The organism is Nocardia sp. NPDC127606, from assembly GCF_042671725.1.
Classification (GTDB): domain Bacteria; phylum Actinomycetota; class Actinomycetes; order Mycobacteriales; family Mycobacteriaceae; genus Nocardia.
The window spans coordinates 458,673-475,647 of the sequence record NZ_JBHXWQ010000005.1 but is presented as its reverse complement, the minus strand read 5'-3'; the positions used below and the strand labels follow the sequence as shown (position 1 = coordinate 475,647).

Annotated in this window: 1 protein-coding gene (running past one end of the window); it reads right to left on the bottom strand. The window is 69.4% G+C overall.

From position 1 onward, the window contains the following. Positions 1 to 16,975 carry the start of a non-ribosomal peptide synthase/polyketide synthase gene (locus ACFVJ5_RS24470; RefSeq protein ID WP_379223351.1) on the bottom strand. Its footprint begins 26,891 nt before the window's first position, so only the first 16,975 of its 43,866 coding nucleotides appear in the window; the start codon lies at positions 16,973 to 16,975; its stop codon lies off the left edge, out of view.

Here is a 16,975-nt window from a genome sequence, read left to right as displayed (position 1 = left end):
TGTGCATGACCATGAACAGCGACGCGCCCTGGCGGCGGGCGACCTCGTCGAGCTTCGCGATCAGCTCGGGCGAGAGTTCACGGTGCACGGTCGCGCCGTGATGCGAGGCGATCGCCGGGCGGGCGCGGTCGAACGGCAGGGTCAGCTCGTCGGGGACACCGGCGAGCTGGGACTGCCAGTAGCCGACCTGGCGCGACATCAGCGAGTCGGCGTCGTCCTCGGTGCCGAGCACCGCGCGCTGCCAGATCGCGAAATCGGCGTACTGCACCGGCAGCGGCGCCCAGCCGGGGGCGGTGCCCTGGGCACGGGCGGTGTACGCGCGCATCACATCTCGGGTCAGCGGCGCGATCGAGAAACCGTCGGCGGCGATGTGGTGCACGACCACGACCAAGACGTGCTCGGCACCCGCAGCCTGTTCGTTGTCAGCGGTGCGACCTGTGTGGCCTGCGGAGGCGACCCGGAAGAGGCGGGCGCGCATCGGAACCTGTTCGGCCACATCGAAACCAGTGGAGACGAACTCGGTGACGGTCTCGAACAGCTCGTCCTGAGCGATCGCGATCGGGCGAAGGTCCAGCGAAATGCGTTCCGCCGCGACGATCTGCTGCACGGGGGTGCCACCGTGCTCGGGGTAGCGGGTGCGCAGCGATTCGTGCCTGCGGACCAGGTCGGCCAGCGCGAGTGCCAGTGCCTCGGTGTCGAGGTCGCCGGTGAGACGGATCGCGACGGGCAGGTTGTAGGCGGCCGAGGTGGTGTCGTACTTGTTGAGGAACCACATCCGCTGCTGCGCGAACGACAGCGGAACCAGTTCCCCTTCGGCGCGCTCACGGGCGACCAACGCCGCGCGAGCGGTGCCGCCGGTGTGCGATTCCACCCGTGCCGCGAGGGCTTCCACGGTGGACGCTTCGAACAGCGCGCGCACCGGCACCGTCGCGCCGAGCGCCGCACCGATGCGGGCGACGACGCGGGTCGCGATGAGCGAGTTGCCGCCGAGGTCGAAGAAGTCGTCGTCGACACCGACCCGGTCCAGGCCGAGCACATCGGCGAAGACCGCGGCCACGGCTTCCTGCACGGGTGTGACCGGTGCGCGGAAGGCCCGCGCCTGCACCGCCGGAGCAGGCAGCGCACGCCGGTCCAGCTTGCCGTTGACGGTCAGCGGGATCCACTCGAGGCGCACGAGCGCCGCCGGAACCATGTAGGCGGGCAGCTGTTCGGCCGCGCCGCTGCGAATGGTCTCGAGGTCGGGTTCGAGATCGCCCTCGGCGACCACGTAGGCGACGATCCGCTGATCACCCGGCTGATCCTCACGCACGATGACCGCGGCCTGGGCGATGCCCGGCTGCGCGAGCACCGCGGCTTCGATCTCACCGAGCTCGATCCGGAAACCACGGACCTTCACCTGGTCATCGGCGCGGCCCAGGTATTCGAGTTCGCCGAAGCGATTCCAGCGCGCGAGGTCGCCCGATCGGTACAGGCGCGAGCCACCCTGGTTCGGGCCCGCGAGCGGGTTGGCGACGAAGCGGGTGGCGGTCAGGTCGGGGCGACCGAGGTAACCGCGCGCCAACTGCGGTCCGGCGACATACATTTCGCCCGCGACACCCACCGGCACCGGCCGCAACCGGTTGTCCAGGACGTACACACCCAGACCCGCGATCGCCCGGCCGACCACCGAACCGGCCGCGGCGGCAATGGTTTTCGCGTCCAGCGCACGGAACGACACGTGCACCGTGGTCTCGGTGATGCCGTACATGTTGACCAGCGTCGGCGAGCTGTCACCGTGGCGCGCGACCCAATCCGAGAGGCGGCGCAGCTCGAGGGCCTCGCCGCCGAACACCACGTAGCGCAGGGCGAGCGGTTCCAGACCCGGTCCGGCGTTGCGGTCGGCCTCGGCCAGCTGATAGAACGCCGACGGCGTCTGGTTGAGCACCGTCACCTGTTCCACCCGCAGCAGTTCCAGGAACTGTTCGGGCGAACGCGAGGTGTAGTAGTCCACGACGATCAGCGAACCGCCGAACAGCAGCGGGCCCCACAGTTCCCACACCGAGAAGTCGAAGGCGTAGGAGTGGAACAGCGTCCACACATCACGCGGGCCGAAGCCGAAATCACGGTCGGTGTTGGCGAACAGGCGCACCACATTGCGGTGCGCGACCGCGACACCCTTGGGGCGACCGGTCGAGCCGGAGGTGTAGATGACGTAGGCGACATTGTCCGGCGAGAGCGGGGCGAGCCGGTCGGCGTCGGTGATCGGGGCGTCGTCGGCGTCTTCGATATTGCCGGTTTCCACGGCGAAGCCGTCGAGCACCACCGAGGGCAGGTGCTCGGGCACCCGTACCTGGACGGTGGAATCGAGGACCACGCTGGTGGGGCGCGAGTCCTCGAGCACATAGGCGATGCGCTCGGCCGGGTAGGTCGGGTCGACGGGCACGTAGCCCGCGCCGGTCTTCACGACGGCGAGCAGCGCGACCACGAGATCGAGCGAACGCGGCAGGATCACCGCGACCAGCGATTCCGGGCCCGCGCCGTCTTCGATCAACCTGCGCGCCAACACATTCGCGCGGCGATCGAGTTCGGCGTAGGTCAGCGACTCGACACCGAACTTGGCGGCGATACGGTCGGGGTAGGCGGCGGCCGCGGCGTCGAACAGGTCGACCAGGGTCGTGTGCTTGTTGCCGAACAGGCCACGCCGGTAACCGGCGGGGGTGCTGGCGTCGTGGATGACCGGCAGGCCGATGGCGTCGACGCCGGAGGACACCCAGCGCTGGGCGACATCACGCTGTTCGGCCTCGCCGAGCAGGTCGATGTCGCCGACGATCACGTCGGGGTTCTCGGCGACGCTGCGCAGGATGCGGACCAGGCGGTCGCCGAAGGCGGCGACGGTTTCGGCGTCGAACAGATCGGTGGCGTAGTTCCACGACAGCGCCAGCGAGCCGTCGGCGGCTTCGCCCACGGTGAGCTGCACGTCGAATTTCGCGGTGCCCGGATCGAAGTCGACGACGTCGAGATCGAGGCCGGGCAGCGCGATGGTGCCCGCGTCGGCGGCGGTGGCCGCTTCGAAGGTGAGCGCCACCTGGAACAGCGGGTGGTGCGCCTGCGAACGGGTGGGGCTGAGCACGTCGACGAGGCGCTCGAACGGCACATCGGCATTGGCGAAGGCGGACAGGTCCACCTTGCGGACCTGATCCAGGAGGTCGCCGAAGCGCGCGCTCGAGTCGACCTCACTGCGCAGCACCAGGGTGTTGACGAACATGCCGACCAGGTCGTCGAGCGCGCGCTCGCCACGACCGGCGATGGGGGTGCCGATGGCGATATCGGTGCTGTTGGACAGGCGTGCGGCCCAGGTGGCCAGCGCCGCGTGCATCACCATGAACAGGGTGACGCCGCGGGCGCGGGCGATCTCGGTCAGCGCGTGGTGCAGTTGCGCGTCGACCGAGAAGCGGTGCAGGTCACCGGCATTGGTGGCGACCTCGGGGCGCGGCCGATCGGCGGGCAGCTCGAGCTGATCGGGCAGGTCGCGCAGCTGCTCGGTCCAGTAGGCGAGCTGGCTCGCGGCGACCGAGTCGGGATCGGACTCCTCCCCGAGGAGCTCACGCTGCCACAGGGTGTAGTCGGCGTACTGGACTTCCAGCGGCGTCCAGGCGGGGTTCTCGCCGCGGGTGCGCTCGGTGTAGGCGATGACGACATCGCGCAGCAGCGGACGCAGGGAGAAGCCGTCACCGCTGATGTGATGCACGACCAGCACGGCCACGTGGTTCCGGTCGTCGACGCGCAGCAGGCTCGCGCGGAACGGGACTTCGCGGGTCACGTCGAAGTGCACGCTCGCCAGTTCGATCACCCTGGCCACCACATCGCTCGCGGCGACCGGCTGGGCGGCCAGCGCGACCCGGACCTCGTCGGCGGGCAGGATCCGCTGGTAGCCCGCGCCTTCCTCGACCGCACCCGCGGTCACGTCGGCTGCCGGGTACAAGGTGCGCAGGGACTCGTGCCGGGCGACCACGTCGGCGATGGCCGCCTCGAGCGCGGCGACATCGAGGTCACCGGTGAGACGGATCGCGACGGGGATGTTGTTGACCGCGGTGCGGTTGTCGAATCGGTTGAGGAACCACATCCGCTGCTGCGCCTGCGACAGCGGCACCAGCTCGGGCCGCGGGCGCGCGACCAACGGGATGCGCCCACCGCGACCGGTGTGCGTTTCGACGCGAGCCGCCAGCGCGGCCACCGTCGACGCCTCGAACAGCGCGCGCAGCGGCACCTGGGTATCGAGGGCCTCGGACAGCCGGGCCGCGACCCTGGTGGCGACCAGCGAGTTGCCGCCGAGTTCGAAGAAGTCGTCGTCGAGGCCGACCTGACCGGCGCCGAGCACCTCGGCGAAGGTGGCGGCGACGATCTGCTGCACCGGGGTGACCGGCGCCTGGAAGGTCCGCGTGGCGAACACCGGCGAGGGCAGCGCCTTGCGATCGAGCTTGCCGGAGGCGTTGAGCGGGAACGCGTTCAGCACCACGTACGCGGCGGGCACCATGTAGACGGGCAGCTCGGTGCCGAGGGCCTCCTTCACCGCGTCGGTGTCGACGGTGACCCCGGCCTCCGGGATGACGTAGGCGACCAGCTGATCGCCGGTGTGCTCGTCGGCACGGACCACGACCACCGACTGGGCGATCTCCGGCAGCGCCGTGAGCGCGGACTCGATCTCGCCGAGCTCGATGCGCAGACCACGCAGCTTCACCTGGAAGTCGGTGCGGCCCAGGTACTCCAGCTCGCCGTCGGCGGTCCAGGTGACGAGGTCGCCGGTGCGGTACATGCGCTCGCCGGGCGCGAACGGGTCGGCGACGAAGCGGTCCATCGTCAGGTCGGCGCGACCCACATACCCGTGGGCCAGCTGCACGCCCGCGAGATAGAGCTCACCCGCGACACCCACCGGAACCGGTCGCAATCGCGAATCCAGCACGTACAGACGGGTGTTGAACACCGGGGCGCCGATCGGCACCGTCTCGATGTCGGCATCGGTGACCTCGTGATAGGTCACGTCGACCGCGGCTTCGGTCGGACCGTAGAGGTTGTGCAGTGCGGCGCCGGTCAATTCGCGCAGACGCTGCGCGGTCGGCGCGGGCAGGCCCTCGCCGGAAGCGAACACATTGCGCAGCGAGACACACTCGGCGGCCAGCGGTTCGGTGACGAACACCGCCATCATCGACGGCACGAAGTGCACCGTGGTGACCTGTTCGGCCCCGATCAGGCGGGCCAGGTAGGCCGGGTCGCGATGCCCGTCCGGCTTGGCGACGACCAGGCGCGCGCCGACCTGCAAGGGCCAGAAGAACTCCCACACCGACACGTCGAAGGTGGCGGGGGTTTTCTGCAGCACCACGTCGTCGGCGGCGAGGCCGTAGGCGGCGTGCATCCACACCAGGCGGTTGACGATCGCCGCGTGGCTGACGGCCACGCCCTTGGGGCGACCGGTCGAGCCGGAGGTGAAGATGACGTAGGCGGTGTTGTCCGAGCGCAGCGGGCGGTGCCGGTCGGCGTCGGTGACCGGCTCGGTGGAGCGGCCGGACAGGTCGAGCTGGTCGATGCGCACCTCGCGACCGGCGGCCGCGGGCAGGCTCTCACCGGAGGTGAGCACGCAGACCGGTTGCGCGGTCTCGAGGATGTGCTCGATGCGCTCGGCCGGGTGATCGGGATCCAGCGGCACGTACGCGCCACCGGCGGCGGACACGGCGTACATGCCGACCAGCAGGTCGATCGAGCGCCGCATGCCGAGTGCCACATACGATTCCGGGCCGACGCCGGCGTCCTTGAGCCAGCGCGCCAGCTGACGCACGCGGCCCGCGAACTCGGCGTAGGACAGACTCGTCCCCTCGAACGTGAGCGCGACCGCGTCGGGGGTGCGGGCGACCTGCGCCTCGAACAGCGCGTGGAGAGTGGCCGGTTCGTCGTCGCTCGGCGTGCTCAGCGCGGCGTCGACGGCGAATTCGGTGTCGTTCCAGCGATCGAGCACCAGGGCACGCTCGGCGGAGTCGAGAAGTTCGATGTCACCGACGGGAGCCGAGGGGTCGACCACGACGGCGGTGAGCACGCGCAGCAGGCGGGCGCCGAAGGTCGCGGCGAAGCTCGCGTCGAAAAGATCTGTCGCGTAGACGAGTTCGGCATCCATGTGGCTGTCGTCGTCGGCGGGGACCTCGCTGAGCGCGAGCTGCAGATCGAACTTGGCCATGTGCTGGTCGATGCCCAGCTCGGAGACCGTGAGGCCGGGCAGTTCCAGGGTGGTGCGGCCCAGGTTCTGGAACGAGAGCATCACCTGGAACAGCGGGTGGCGCGATTGCGAGCGCGCCGGGTTGAGCACCTCGACGAGGCGCTCGAACGGTACGTCGGCGTGCGCGAAGGCGGCCAGGTCGTGCTCGCGGACCTGACCGAGCAGCTCGGCGAAGGTGGTGCCCGGATCGACCTGCGCGCGCAACACCAGGGTGTTGACGAACATGCCGACCAGGTCGTCGAGTGCCTGCTGACCACGGCCCGCGACCGGGGTGCCGATGGCGATGTCGGGGGTGCCCGACAGGCGCGACAGCAGGACGGCGAAAGCGCTGTGCACCACCATGAACAGGGTGGTGCTGTGCTCGTGGGCGACCCGGTTCAACGCCTCGACGAGCTCGCCGGGCACTTCGAAGCGGTGCGTGCCCGCCTGGTAGCTGGCCTGCACCGGCCGCGACTTGTGACCGAGGCGCAGTTCGTCGGGCAGATCGGCGAGCGCGCCGCGCCAGTGCTCGAGCTGCTCGGAGATCAGCGAGGTGGGATCGGTTTCGTCGCCGAGGATCTCGCGCTGCCACAGCGCGTAGTCGACGTACTGGATGTTCAGGGGCGGCCAGCCGGGTTCGGTGTTCGCGGTGCGGGCCACGTAGGCGGTCATCAGGTCGCGCACCAGCGGGCGCAGCGAGAAACCGTCGGCGGCGATGTGGTGGACCACCATCACCAGCACATGTTCGCGCTCGCTGAGCTCGTAGACCCGAAGGCGCACAGGCGCGTTCGCGGTGACGTCGAAACCGCGGCGGGCGAACTCGTAGAGCGAGGTCGCCATGTCGGTCTCGTCGGCCTCGATCAGCTCGACGTCCGGAATCGAGCCCGCGGCGGCGAGCACCTTCTGGTAGGCGGTGCCGTCGGCCATGGCGGCGCGCCCCGACTCGGGGGTGACGTACACGGGGTAGACCGTGCGCAGGGTTTCGTGGCGGGCGACCACGTCGGCGACCGCGCCGCGCAGCGCGGGCAGATCGAGCAGGCCCTGTAGGCGGACCGCGACCGGGATGTTGTAGGTGCCGGTGTCGGCGACGTCGAAGCGGTTCAGGAACCACATGCGCTGCTGGGCGAGCGACAGCGGCGGGTACTCGGGGCGCTGACGGGCCGTGAGCTCGGCGCGCAGACCGGTGCCCGCGTGCGATTCCACGCGAGCGGCCAGCGCACCGACGGTGGGCGCCTCGAACAGGGTGCGCACGCCGACCTCGGCGTCGAGCGCCGTGCTCAGGCGCGCCGCGACCTGGGTGGCCACGAGGGAGTTGCCGCCGAGGGCGAAGAAGTCGTCGTCCACGCCGACGCGTTCGGCGCCGAGCAGGTCGGCGAAGATCTCGGCGACGATCTCCTCGATCGGGGTCGAGGGCGCACGGAACACCTTCGCCTCGAACACGGGCGCGGGCAACGCTTTACGGTCGAGCTTGCCGGATGCGTTGAGCGGGAAGGCCTCCAGCACGACCAGGGCCGACGGCACCATGTAGGTGGGCAGTTCGGTGGTGATGCCCGCCTTCACCGCGGCCACGTCGAGGGCCGACTCCGCTTCTGGCACAAGGTAACCGACGAGCTGGTCACCGGCGTGCGCGTCGGAGCGCACGACCACGACCGACTGCGCGACGCCCGGCTGAGCCAGCAGGGTCGCCTCGATCTCTCCCAGTTCGATGCGCAGACCGCGCAGCTTCACCTGGAAGTCGGTGCGGCCCAGGTAGTTCAGTTCGCCGTAGGTCAGACCGTTCTCGCCCGACACCGCGGTCCAGGTGACGAGGTCGCCGGTGCGGTACATGCGCGAGCCTGCCGCGCCGTACGGGTTGGCGACGAAACGGTCGGCGGTCAGGTCGGCCCGGTTGAGATAGCCGACAGCCAGCTGATCGCCCGCGAGATAGAGCTCTCCCGCGACACCGGGCGCCACGGGGTGCAGGCGCGAATCCAGCACGAACACCCGGGTGTTCCACACCGGGCGCCCGATCGGCACCGACTCCACATCGGCGTCGACGACCTCGTGATAGGTGACGTCGACCGCGGCCTCGGTGGGGCCGTACAGGTTGTGCAGGCGGGCGCCGGTGAGCTCGCGCAGGCGCTGCGCGGTGGGCGCGGGCAGCGCCTCACCGGAGGCGAACACCTGACGCAGGCGCACCGCGTCGCCGTTGCCGTTGCTGCCGAGGGTCGAGACGAACACCGACAGCATCGAGGGCACGAAGTGCGCGGTGGTGATGTCGCGTTCGGCGATGGTCTGGGCCAGGTACACCGGGTCGCGGTGACCGTCGGGCTTGGCGACGACCAGGCGGGCGCCGGTCTGCAAGGGCCAGAAGAACTCCCACACCGACACGTCGAAGGTGGCCGGGGTCTTCTGCAGGACGGCGTCGGCCGCGTCGATCGGGTACTCGTGCTGCATCCACAGCAGGCGGTTGACGATCGCCGCGTGGTCCACCGCGACGCCCTTGGGGCGACCGGTCGAGCCGGACGTGAAGATCACGTACGCGGTGTTGGTGGCCCGAATCGGTTGCACGCGTTCGGCATCGGTGATCGGCGCACCGCTGAAGTCGGCGGGCGAGAAGATGTTCTCGACCGCGTGCACGGTGACGCCGTCGGCCTCGAACGCGTCGCGGCGACTGGTGAGCACCAGTCGCGGCTGCGCGGTCTCGATGATGTGGCCGATGCGGTCGGCGGGCTGATCCGGGTCGAGCGGCACATAGGCGGCGCCGGCCTGCAGCACCGCGTACATGGCGACGACCAACTCGGTGGAACGCCGGATCGCCAGTGCCACATGGTCACCGGGGCCGACGCCATCGGAGATCAAGCGGCGGGCGATGCGGTTGGCCCGCTCCTGCAGCTCGCGATAGGACAGCTCTTCCTGCTCGAAGACCAGGGCGACGGCGTCCGGGGTCCGCTCCACCTGTGCGTCGAACAGCGACATCAGCGTCGCGTGCGGGACGGCGTGCGCGGTGTCGTTCCAGTCGACGAGGACCTGCGCGTGCTCCTCGGGTGCGAGCAGATCGATGTCGCCGACGAACACCTCGGGATCGGCGACGACCGCGGCGAAGATGTTGTCGAGCCTGCGGGCGAACGCGGCGACCGTCGATTCGTCGAAAAGATCGAGCGCGTACGAGAACTCGGCCGACATGCCGCCGACGTCACCGTCGGTGTCCTGAACCTCGGTGAGCGTGAGCTGCAGGTCGAATTTGGCCAGCTGCGGGTCGTAGTCGATACCGCTCACCGCCAGACCGGGCAGCTGCAGCGAGGCCTGCTTGTTGTTCTGGAACGACAGCATCACCTGGAACAGCGGGTGGCGTGCCTGCGAACGGGCCGGGTTGAGCACCTCGACCAGGCGCTCGAAGGGCACGTCGGCGTGCGCGAAGGCCTGCAGGTCGGTCTCTCGGGCCTGGGCGAGCAGGGTGGCGAACGGGGTGGCGCCGTCGACCTGCGAGCGCAGCACCAGGGTGTTGACGAACATGCCGACCAGGTCGTCGAGCGCCTGATCGCCACGGCCCGCGACCGGGGTACCGATCGCGATATCGCTGGAGCCGCTGGCACGGGCCAGCAGCACCGCGAGGGCGCTGTGCATGACCATGAACAGCGAGGCGTTGTAGCGGCGGCCCAATTCGACCAGGGCGCGCTGGGTTTCGCTCGCGATGACGAAGCTGTACGTGCCGCCCCGGTAGGACGCGGCGGGCGGGCGCGGGTGATCGGCCGGGAGGACCAGCTCGTCGGGTAGGTCCGCGAGTTCCTTTGCCCAGTAGGCGATCTCGGAGGAGATCAACGACTGCGGATCGTCCTCGGAGCCGAGGACCTCACGCTGCCAGAGCGAGTAGTCGGCGTACTGGACCGGCAATTCGGCCCAGGTCGGCGCCTCCCACGAGGTGCGAGCCGCGTAGGCCATGATCACATCGCGCGAGAGCGGCGCCATCGACCAACCGTCGGCGGAGATGTGGTGCACCACCATCCCGAGCACGTACTCGGACTCGGACACCTCGAAAAGCCGTGCGTGCAGCGGCACTTCGCTGGTCACGTCGAACGCCATCGACGCCAGATCGATCAGGTGATCGATGAGGTTGTCCTCGGTCACCCGGTACGGGGTGAGGTCGGGAACGATCTGCGCGGCGTCCAGGACCACCTGCACGGGGCCGGTGCCGGAGTCGGGGAACACGGTGCGCAGCGACTCGTGGCGGTCGATCACGTCGATGACCGCGACCTGCAGGGCAGCCACGTCGAGGTCACCGGACAGCCGGATCGCGACGGGGATGTTGTTGACCGCCGACGCGGTGTCGAAGCGGTTGAGGAACCACATGCGCTGCTGCGCCAGCGACAGCGGCACCCGGTCGGGACGTTCGCGGGCGACCAGCGCCTTGCGCGCGCCGTCACCGGCCTGGGACTCCACCCGGGCGGCCAGCGCCGCCACCGTGGGGGCCTCGAACAGCATGCGGACCGGGACACGAGTGTCCAGGGCGATGCCGATGCGGGACGCGACCTGGGTGGCGATCAGCGAGTTGCCGCCCAGTTCGAAGAAGTCGTCCTCGACGCCGACCCGGCCCAGCTCGAGCACGTCGGCGAAGATCTGCGCGACGATCTGCTCGATCGGGGTGGTAGGCGCGCGGAACTCGCGCACCTCGAACACCGGCGCGGGCAGCGCGCGACGATCGAGCTTGCCGTTGACGGTCAGCGGGACCGCGGCGAGCACCATGATCGACGAGGGCACCATGTACGCGGGCAGACGCTGCGCGACATGGTCGGTCAGTTCGGCGATATCGATCGAACCGCCCGGCACCGCCACGACATAGGACACCAGCGAGGTGCTGCCGCCCTTGTTCTTGTGGCCGATGCTCACCGCGAAATCGACGGTGTCGTGCGAGGCCAGCGCGGAGTCGATCTCGCCGAGCTCGATCCGGAAACCACGGACCTTCACCTGGAAGTCGGAACGGCCGACGTACTCCACATTGCGATCGGCGGTCCAGCGCACCACGTCACCGGTGCGGTACATCCGCTCACCGGGGGCGTAGGGGTTGGCGACGAAACGGTCCGCGGTCAGCGAGGCGCGCGCGTGGTACCCACGCGCCATGCCGACGCCGCCGATGTAGAGCTCACCCGCGACACCGACCGGCACGGGGCGCAGGCGGTCGTCGAGGATCAGAGTGTGGACGCCGCGGATGGGGCCGCCGATGACGACTCGCTCCCCCGGGATCAGCCCTTCGCTGAGGTTGGACGCGATGGTGGTCTCGGTGGGGCCGTAGACATTGCCCAGCATGCGGCGCGCACCGTTGGGCAGGCGCACCGCCCACTTGGCGACCAGTTCCGGCGGGACCGCTTCACCGCCGGCGGCGAGCACCCGCAGGTGATCGAGACCGCGGGCATCGAAGGTGGCCAGCGCGGCCGGGGTCACGAACGCGTGGGTGACCTGTTCGGTGATGAGGATGTCGCGCAGTTCCTCACCGCCGTACACACCCGGCGGGACGACGACGAGCGTGCCGCCGCGACCGATGGCGAGCAGCATTTCCAGCACCGACGCGTCGAACGAGGGCGAGGCGAAATGCAGTGCGCGCGTGGTGGAATCGAGCGAGTAGAGGTCGATCTGCTCGGCGCAGAAGTTGGCGACGGAGGCGTGGGTGACCACGACGCCCTTGGGCACACCGGTGGAGCCGGAGGTGTAGATCAGGTACGCGGGCTGCGCGGGATCGGACTGGCGGACCAGTTCACGCGGCGCCAGGGCGGCATCGGAGATACCGGTGAGGTCGATGTCGTCGACCACCACCCAGCTCACCGAATCGGGCAGGTCGTCGGCTTCACCGGTGACCGTGATGCCAACGGACACACCGGCATCGGTGATCATGTGGGCGATGCGGTCGGCCGGGTAGTTCGGGTCGACGGGCACGAACGCGGCACCGGTCTTGGTGACCGCCCACACGGCGAGCACCGATTCCAGCGACCGCGGCACGGCGACCGCGACGAAGTCCTCGGCGCCGAGACCTTGCTGGATCAGCAAGCGCGCCAACTGGTTCGAGCGACGATCGAGGTCGCCGTAGGACACCGCTGTCCCCTCGAACACCACGGCGGTCGCCTCGGTGTCGCGGGCGGCCTGGGCGATCAGCTGCGGCAGCGTGCGCGCCACCGCGGCGGGGGCGCCGAAGCGGGTGACCAGGTCGGCGCGTTCGGCATCGTCGAGCACGTCGATCGCGCCGACGGTGACGGCCGGATCGGCCAGGATCGCGTCGAGCACGCGGCGCCAGCGCAGCAGCAGCTCTTCGACGGTCGACTGATCGAACAGGTCGATGGCGTAGGTGAGCACGCCGGTCATACCCGACAGCGAGCCGGTGCCGGTGTGTTCCTCGGTGAGGGTCCACTGCAGGTCGAACTTGGCCATGTCGACCTCGACCTCGTCGGCCGTGACCGTGAGACCGGGCAGCTCCAGGGTGCCGTGCGACATCTCCTGGAACGACAGCACCACCTGGAACAGGGGATGGCGGGCCTGCGAGCGCGACGGGTTGAGCACGTCGACGAGCCGCTCGAACGGCACATCCGCGTTCGCGAACGCGCTCAGGTCGGTTTCGCGGGTGCGGGTGAGGAATTCGGTGAACGGCTGGGTGGGATCGACGTCGGAACGCAACACCAGGGTGTTGACGAACATGCCGATCAGGTCATCGAGGGCCTGCTCACCACGACCGGCGATGGGGGTGCCCACGGCGATGTCGGTGGTGCCCGACAGGCGCGCGAGCAGCACCGCGAGGGAAGCGTGCACCACCATGAACAGGGTGACGCCGTTGGCGCGGGCCACCGCGGCGAGCTGTTCGTGGGTGTCGGCGTCGATCTCGAAACCCACGCGCGCGCCACGGAAGCTCTGCTGCTGCGGGCGCGGTCGGTCGCTGGGCAGGTCGAGCTGGTCGGGCAGGCCTTCGAGGGCGCTCTTCCAGTAGTCGAGCTGGCGCGCGGCCATCGAGGCCGGGTCGGATTCGGCGCCGAGCAGTTCGTGCTGCCACAGGGTGTAGTCGCGGTACTGGACCGGCAGCGGCAGCCAGGCCGGGGCCTGGCCCGCGGCGCGAGCCAGGTAGGCGGTGGCGACGTCGCGGGCCAGCGGGCCGAAGGAGAAACCGTCGGCCGCGATGTGGTGCACGACGAAAGCGACCGCGTATTCCGGTGTGCCGTTGGTGGTTCCGCCGACCACCTTGAAGATCTGCACGCGGATCGGCAGTTCCAGGGTGACGTCGAAGCCGGTGGAGGCGAAGTCGATCAGTTCCTCGCGCAGCCGCGACTGGTCGATCGGGGTCACCGCGATGCCGAGGTCGAATTCGTCGGCGCCGAGTACCTGCTGGAAACCGCCGTCGGCGTCGGGGAAGATCGTGCGCAGCGATTCCTGGCGCACCACGACATCATTGAGCGCGGCGATCAGGGCGTCGACATCGACGCGACCCTTCATCTGCACCACGAAGGGCAGGTTGTAGGTGGGCGCGGTGGGGTCGAACTGGTTGATGAACCACATCCGCTGCTGGGCCAGCGACAGCGGCACCTGCTCGGGATGCGGCAGCGCGACCAGCGGCGGACGCGTGGAAAGCTCGGCGGGCGTGACGGATTCGGCCCGCGCGGCGAGTCCGGCCACGGTCGGGGTCTCGAACAGCGCGCGCACACCCAGCTGGATGCCGAAGGCAGCGCCGATACGGGCGACGACCTGCGTGGCGACCAGCGAGTTGCCGCCGAGTTCGAAGAAGTTGTCGTCGGCGCCGACGCGTTCCTGGCTCAGCACGTCGCCGAAGATGCCGGCCACGATCTGCTCGGCCGGGGTACGCGGCGCACGGAAATCGCCTGCGGCAGCGGTGAAGACGGGTTCGGGCAGCGCCTTGCGATCCAGCTTGCCCGAGGTGTTGAGCGGGAACGCGTCGAGCACCATGATCGACGCGGGCACCATGTAGGCGGGCAGCTTCTCGGACACGAAACGAGTCAGCGTCGACGGATCGGCGGACTGGCCCGGCGCCGGCACGATGTAGGCCACGAGCTGCTGACCGGTCGCGGTGTCGACCACGAGCACCGCGGCCTGACTGACGGTCGGGTGCGCGAGCAGATCGGTCTCGATCTCGCCGAGCTCGATGCGCTGACCGCGGAACTTCACCTGGAAGTCGGTGCGGCCGATGTATTCCAGCACGCCCTCGGCGTTCCAGCGCACGAGGTCGCCGGTGCGGTACATGCGCTCGCCGGGGGCGCCGACGGGGTTGGCCACGAAGCGGTCCGAGGTCAGGTCGGGGCGGCCGCGGTAGCAGCGGGCCAGCTGTCGACCGGCCAGATACAGCTCACCCGGGGCGCCGATCGCGGCCGGGCGCAGCCGCGAATCCAGTACGTAGACTTCGACATTCCACTCGGGGATACCGATCGGCACCTGCGTGGTGTCGGCTTCGGTGGCCTCCCAGTAGGTGACCGAGACCGCGGCCTCCGTCGGACCGTACAGGTTGTGCAGGCCGGCGTCGGAGATCGCACGCAGACCCGCGGCGGTCTCCGGGGGCAGCGCTTCACCGATGACGAAAACCGCACGCAACGAGGCACATTGAGTCTGCGTGGCGTGCGAGACGAAGACGGTGAGCATCGACGGGACGAAGTCGGTCACGGTCACGCCGTGACGTTCGATCATGTCCGCGACATACAGCGGGTCGCGGTGGCCGTCGGGGCTCGCGATGACCAGTTTCGCGCCGACCATCAGCGGCAGGAAGTAGCCCCACAGCGACACGTCGAAGGTGGTGGCGGTCTTCTGTAAGTACACGTCGTCGGCGGTCAACCGGTACTCGTCGAGCATCCACAGCTCTTGGTTGACGATCGCGTGATGGGTGACCGCGACGCCCTTGGGGCGGCCGGTCGAACCCGAGGTGTAGATGACGTAGGCGGTGTTGTCCGGGCGCAGCGGCGACAGCCGGTCGGCGTCGGTGAGAGCTGTGGCGTCGAAACCGGTCGTGTCGAGTCGATCGATCTCCACGCGGGCGACGGTGTCGGGCAGGTCGAGGTCGTCGCCGGTGGTGGTCAGGACGCAGACCGGTGCCGCGGACTCGAGGATGTAGGCGGTGCGGTCGGCCGGGTGATCCGGGTCGATCGGCACATACGCGCCACCGGCCCGCAGCACGGCGTGCATGCCGATGACGAGGTCGAGCGAACGGCGCATGCCGAGCGCTACGAGCGATTCCGGGCCGACGCCGTCGGCGACCAGGAAACGGGCCAGCCGGTTGACCTTCGCGCCGAACTCCGCGTAGGTGAGGGTTTCGCCCTCGAAGTCCAGGGCGATGTTGTCCGGGGTCAGCGGAATCTGCGCGTCGAGCAGCGCGGGCAGGGTGGTCGCGGGGACCTCGTGTGCCGCGTCGTTCCACTCGGTGAGCGAGCGTTCCAGCTCGGCCGTGCCGGTGACCGGCAGGTTCCACACCGGCAGCTCGGCGTCGGCGGCCAGGAACCGGTCGAAGAACTCCAGGAACCGGCCGTGATGGGTCTGCGCGTCGGCGGCCGAGTACAGGTTCGGGTTGGTCTCGAAGTCGATGTGGGAGCGGGTGCCACCGTGCGACTGATAGAAGTTGACGCCCAGGTCTTCGATGCTGCCCGTGGACAGCACGTTGAGCGTGCCCTCCATGTCACCGAAGCTCAGGTGGTTGTCGAACAGCATGATGTTGACCCACGGGCCGAAGAACTCCGTGGAGACCATGCCCTCGCCCGCCGAATCACGGCGGATGTCCTCGTGCCGGTAGCGCTGGTGGCGCAGAGCGCCGGAGACCTCGGTGGTCACCGAACGCAGCAGCTGCGCGACCGTGGTGTCGTGGCCGACGCGCAGGCGCAGCGGGACGATGTTCGAGGTCACACCGCCCGAGCGACGCATCACCGCGGTGGTCCGGGCGGTGACCGGCAGGCTGAGGATGACGTCGGAGGTGCCGGTGATCTGGGCCAGATAGGCCGCGAAACCGGCGATCAGCAGCGGTGCGGCGGTGCTGTCGTGGCGGGCGATCGCCGCGGTGAGCAGCTCGTCCTGGGAGGTGCTCAGCGCCGCGCTGGTGATGTCGTTGACCGGCGAGGGCGGGGCCGAACGACCGGTGAGGCTGCTGCCCTCTTCCAGGCCCGCTACGCGCTGGGCCCAGTGTTCTTTGTCGGACTGAAAGCGGGTGCTGTCGCGGTAGACGAGCTCGGACTCGTAGAGCGCGCGCAGATCGGTGGCTTTGTTCGGCGGGGCCGGGGTGCCGGTGACCTCGGCGGTATAGAGCTGTGCCGTGCGGTTGACGAAGTTGTTGGCGCCGAAACCGTCGAGCACGATGTGGTGGACGCGGGCATACCAGTACCAGCGATCATCGCTGAGCTGGATCGCGGCAGCCTGGACGAGGCGGTCGCGAACGATGTCGAGCGGGCGGCTGTACTCCGCGCGCATCCACGCGGCGGCGGCCGCTTCGGGGTCGGCCTCGCCACGCAGATCGACATGGATCAGCGTCGCGTCCTGGGTGGGGTCGACGGTCTGCATCGGCTCACCGTCGATCTCGACGATGCGCAACCAGCCCGATTCGAGGTCGGTGGCCGCGTCGGCGCTCGCACGCTCGAGCACGGCGACATCGAGGCGTCCACGCAGGTCGACGTACTGGGCGATATTGATCGGCACCTGTGGGTCGACGTGCTGCGCGTACCAGATACCCAGCTGTGCGGGCGAGAGCGGGAAGTACTCCGAAGAGCCTCCACGTCCGTCACCAGTTTCGCCGTTTCCGCCGAAATCCAGCCGGTCCAA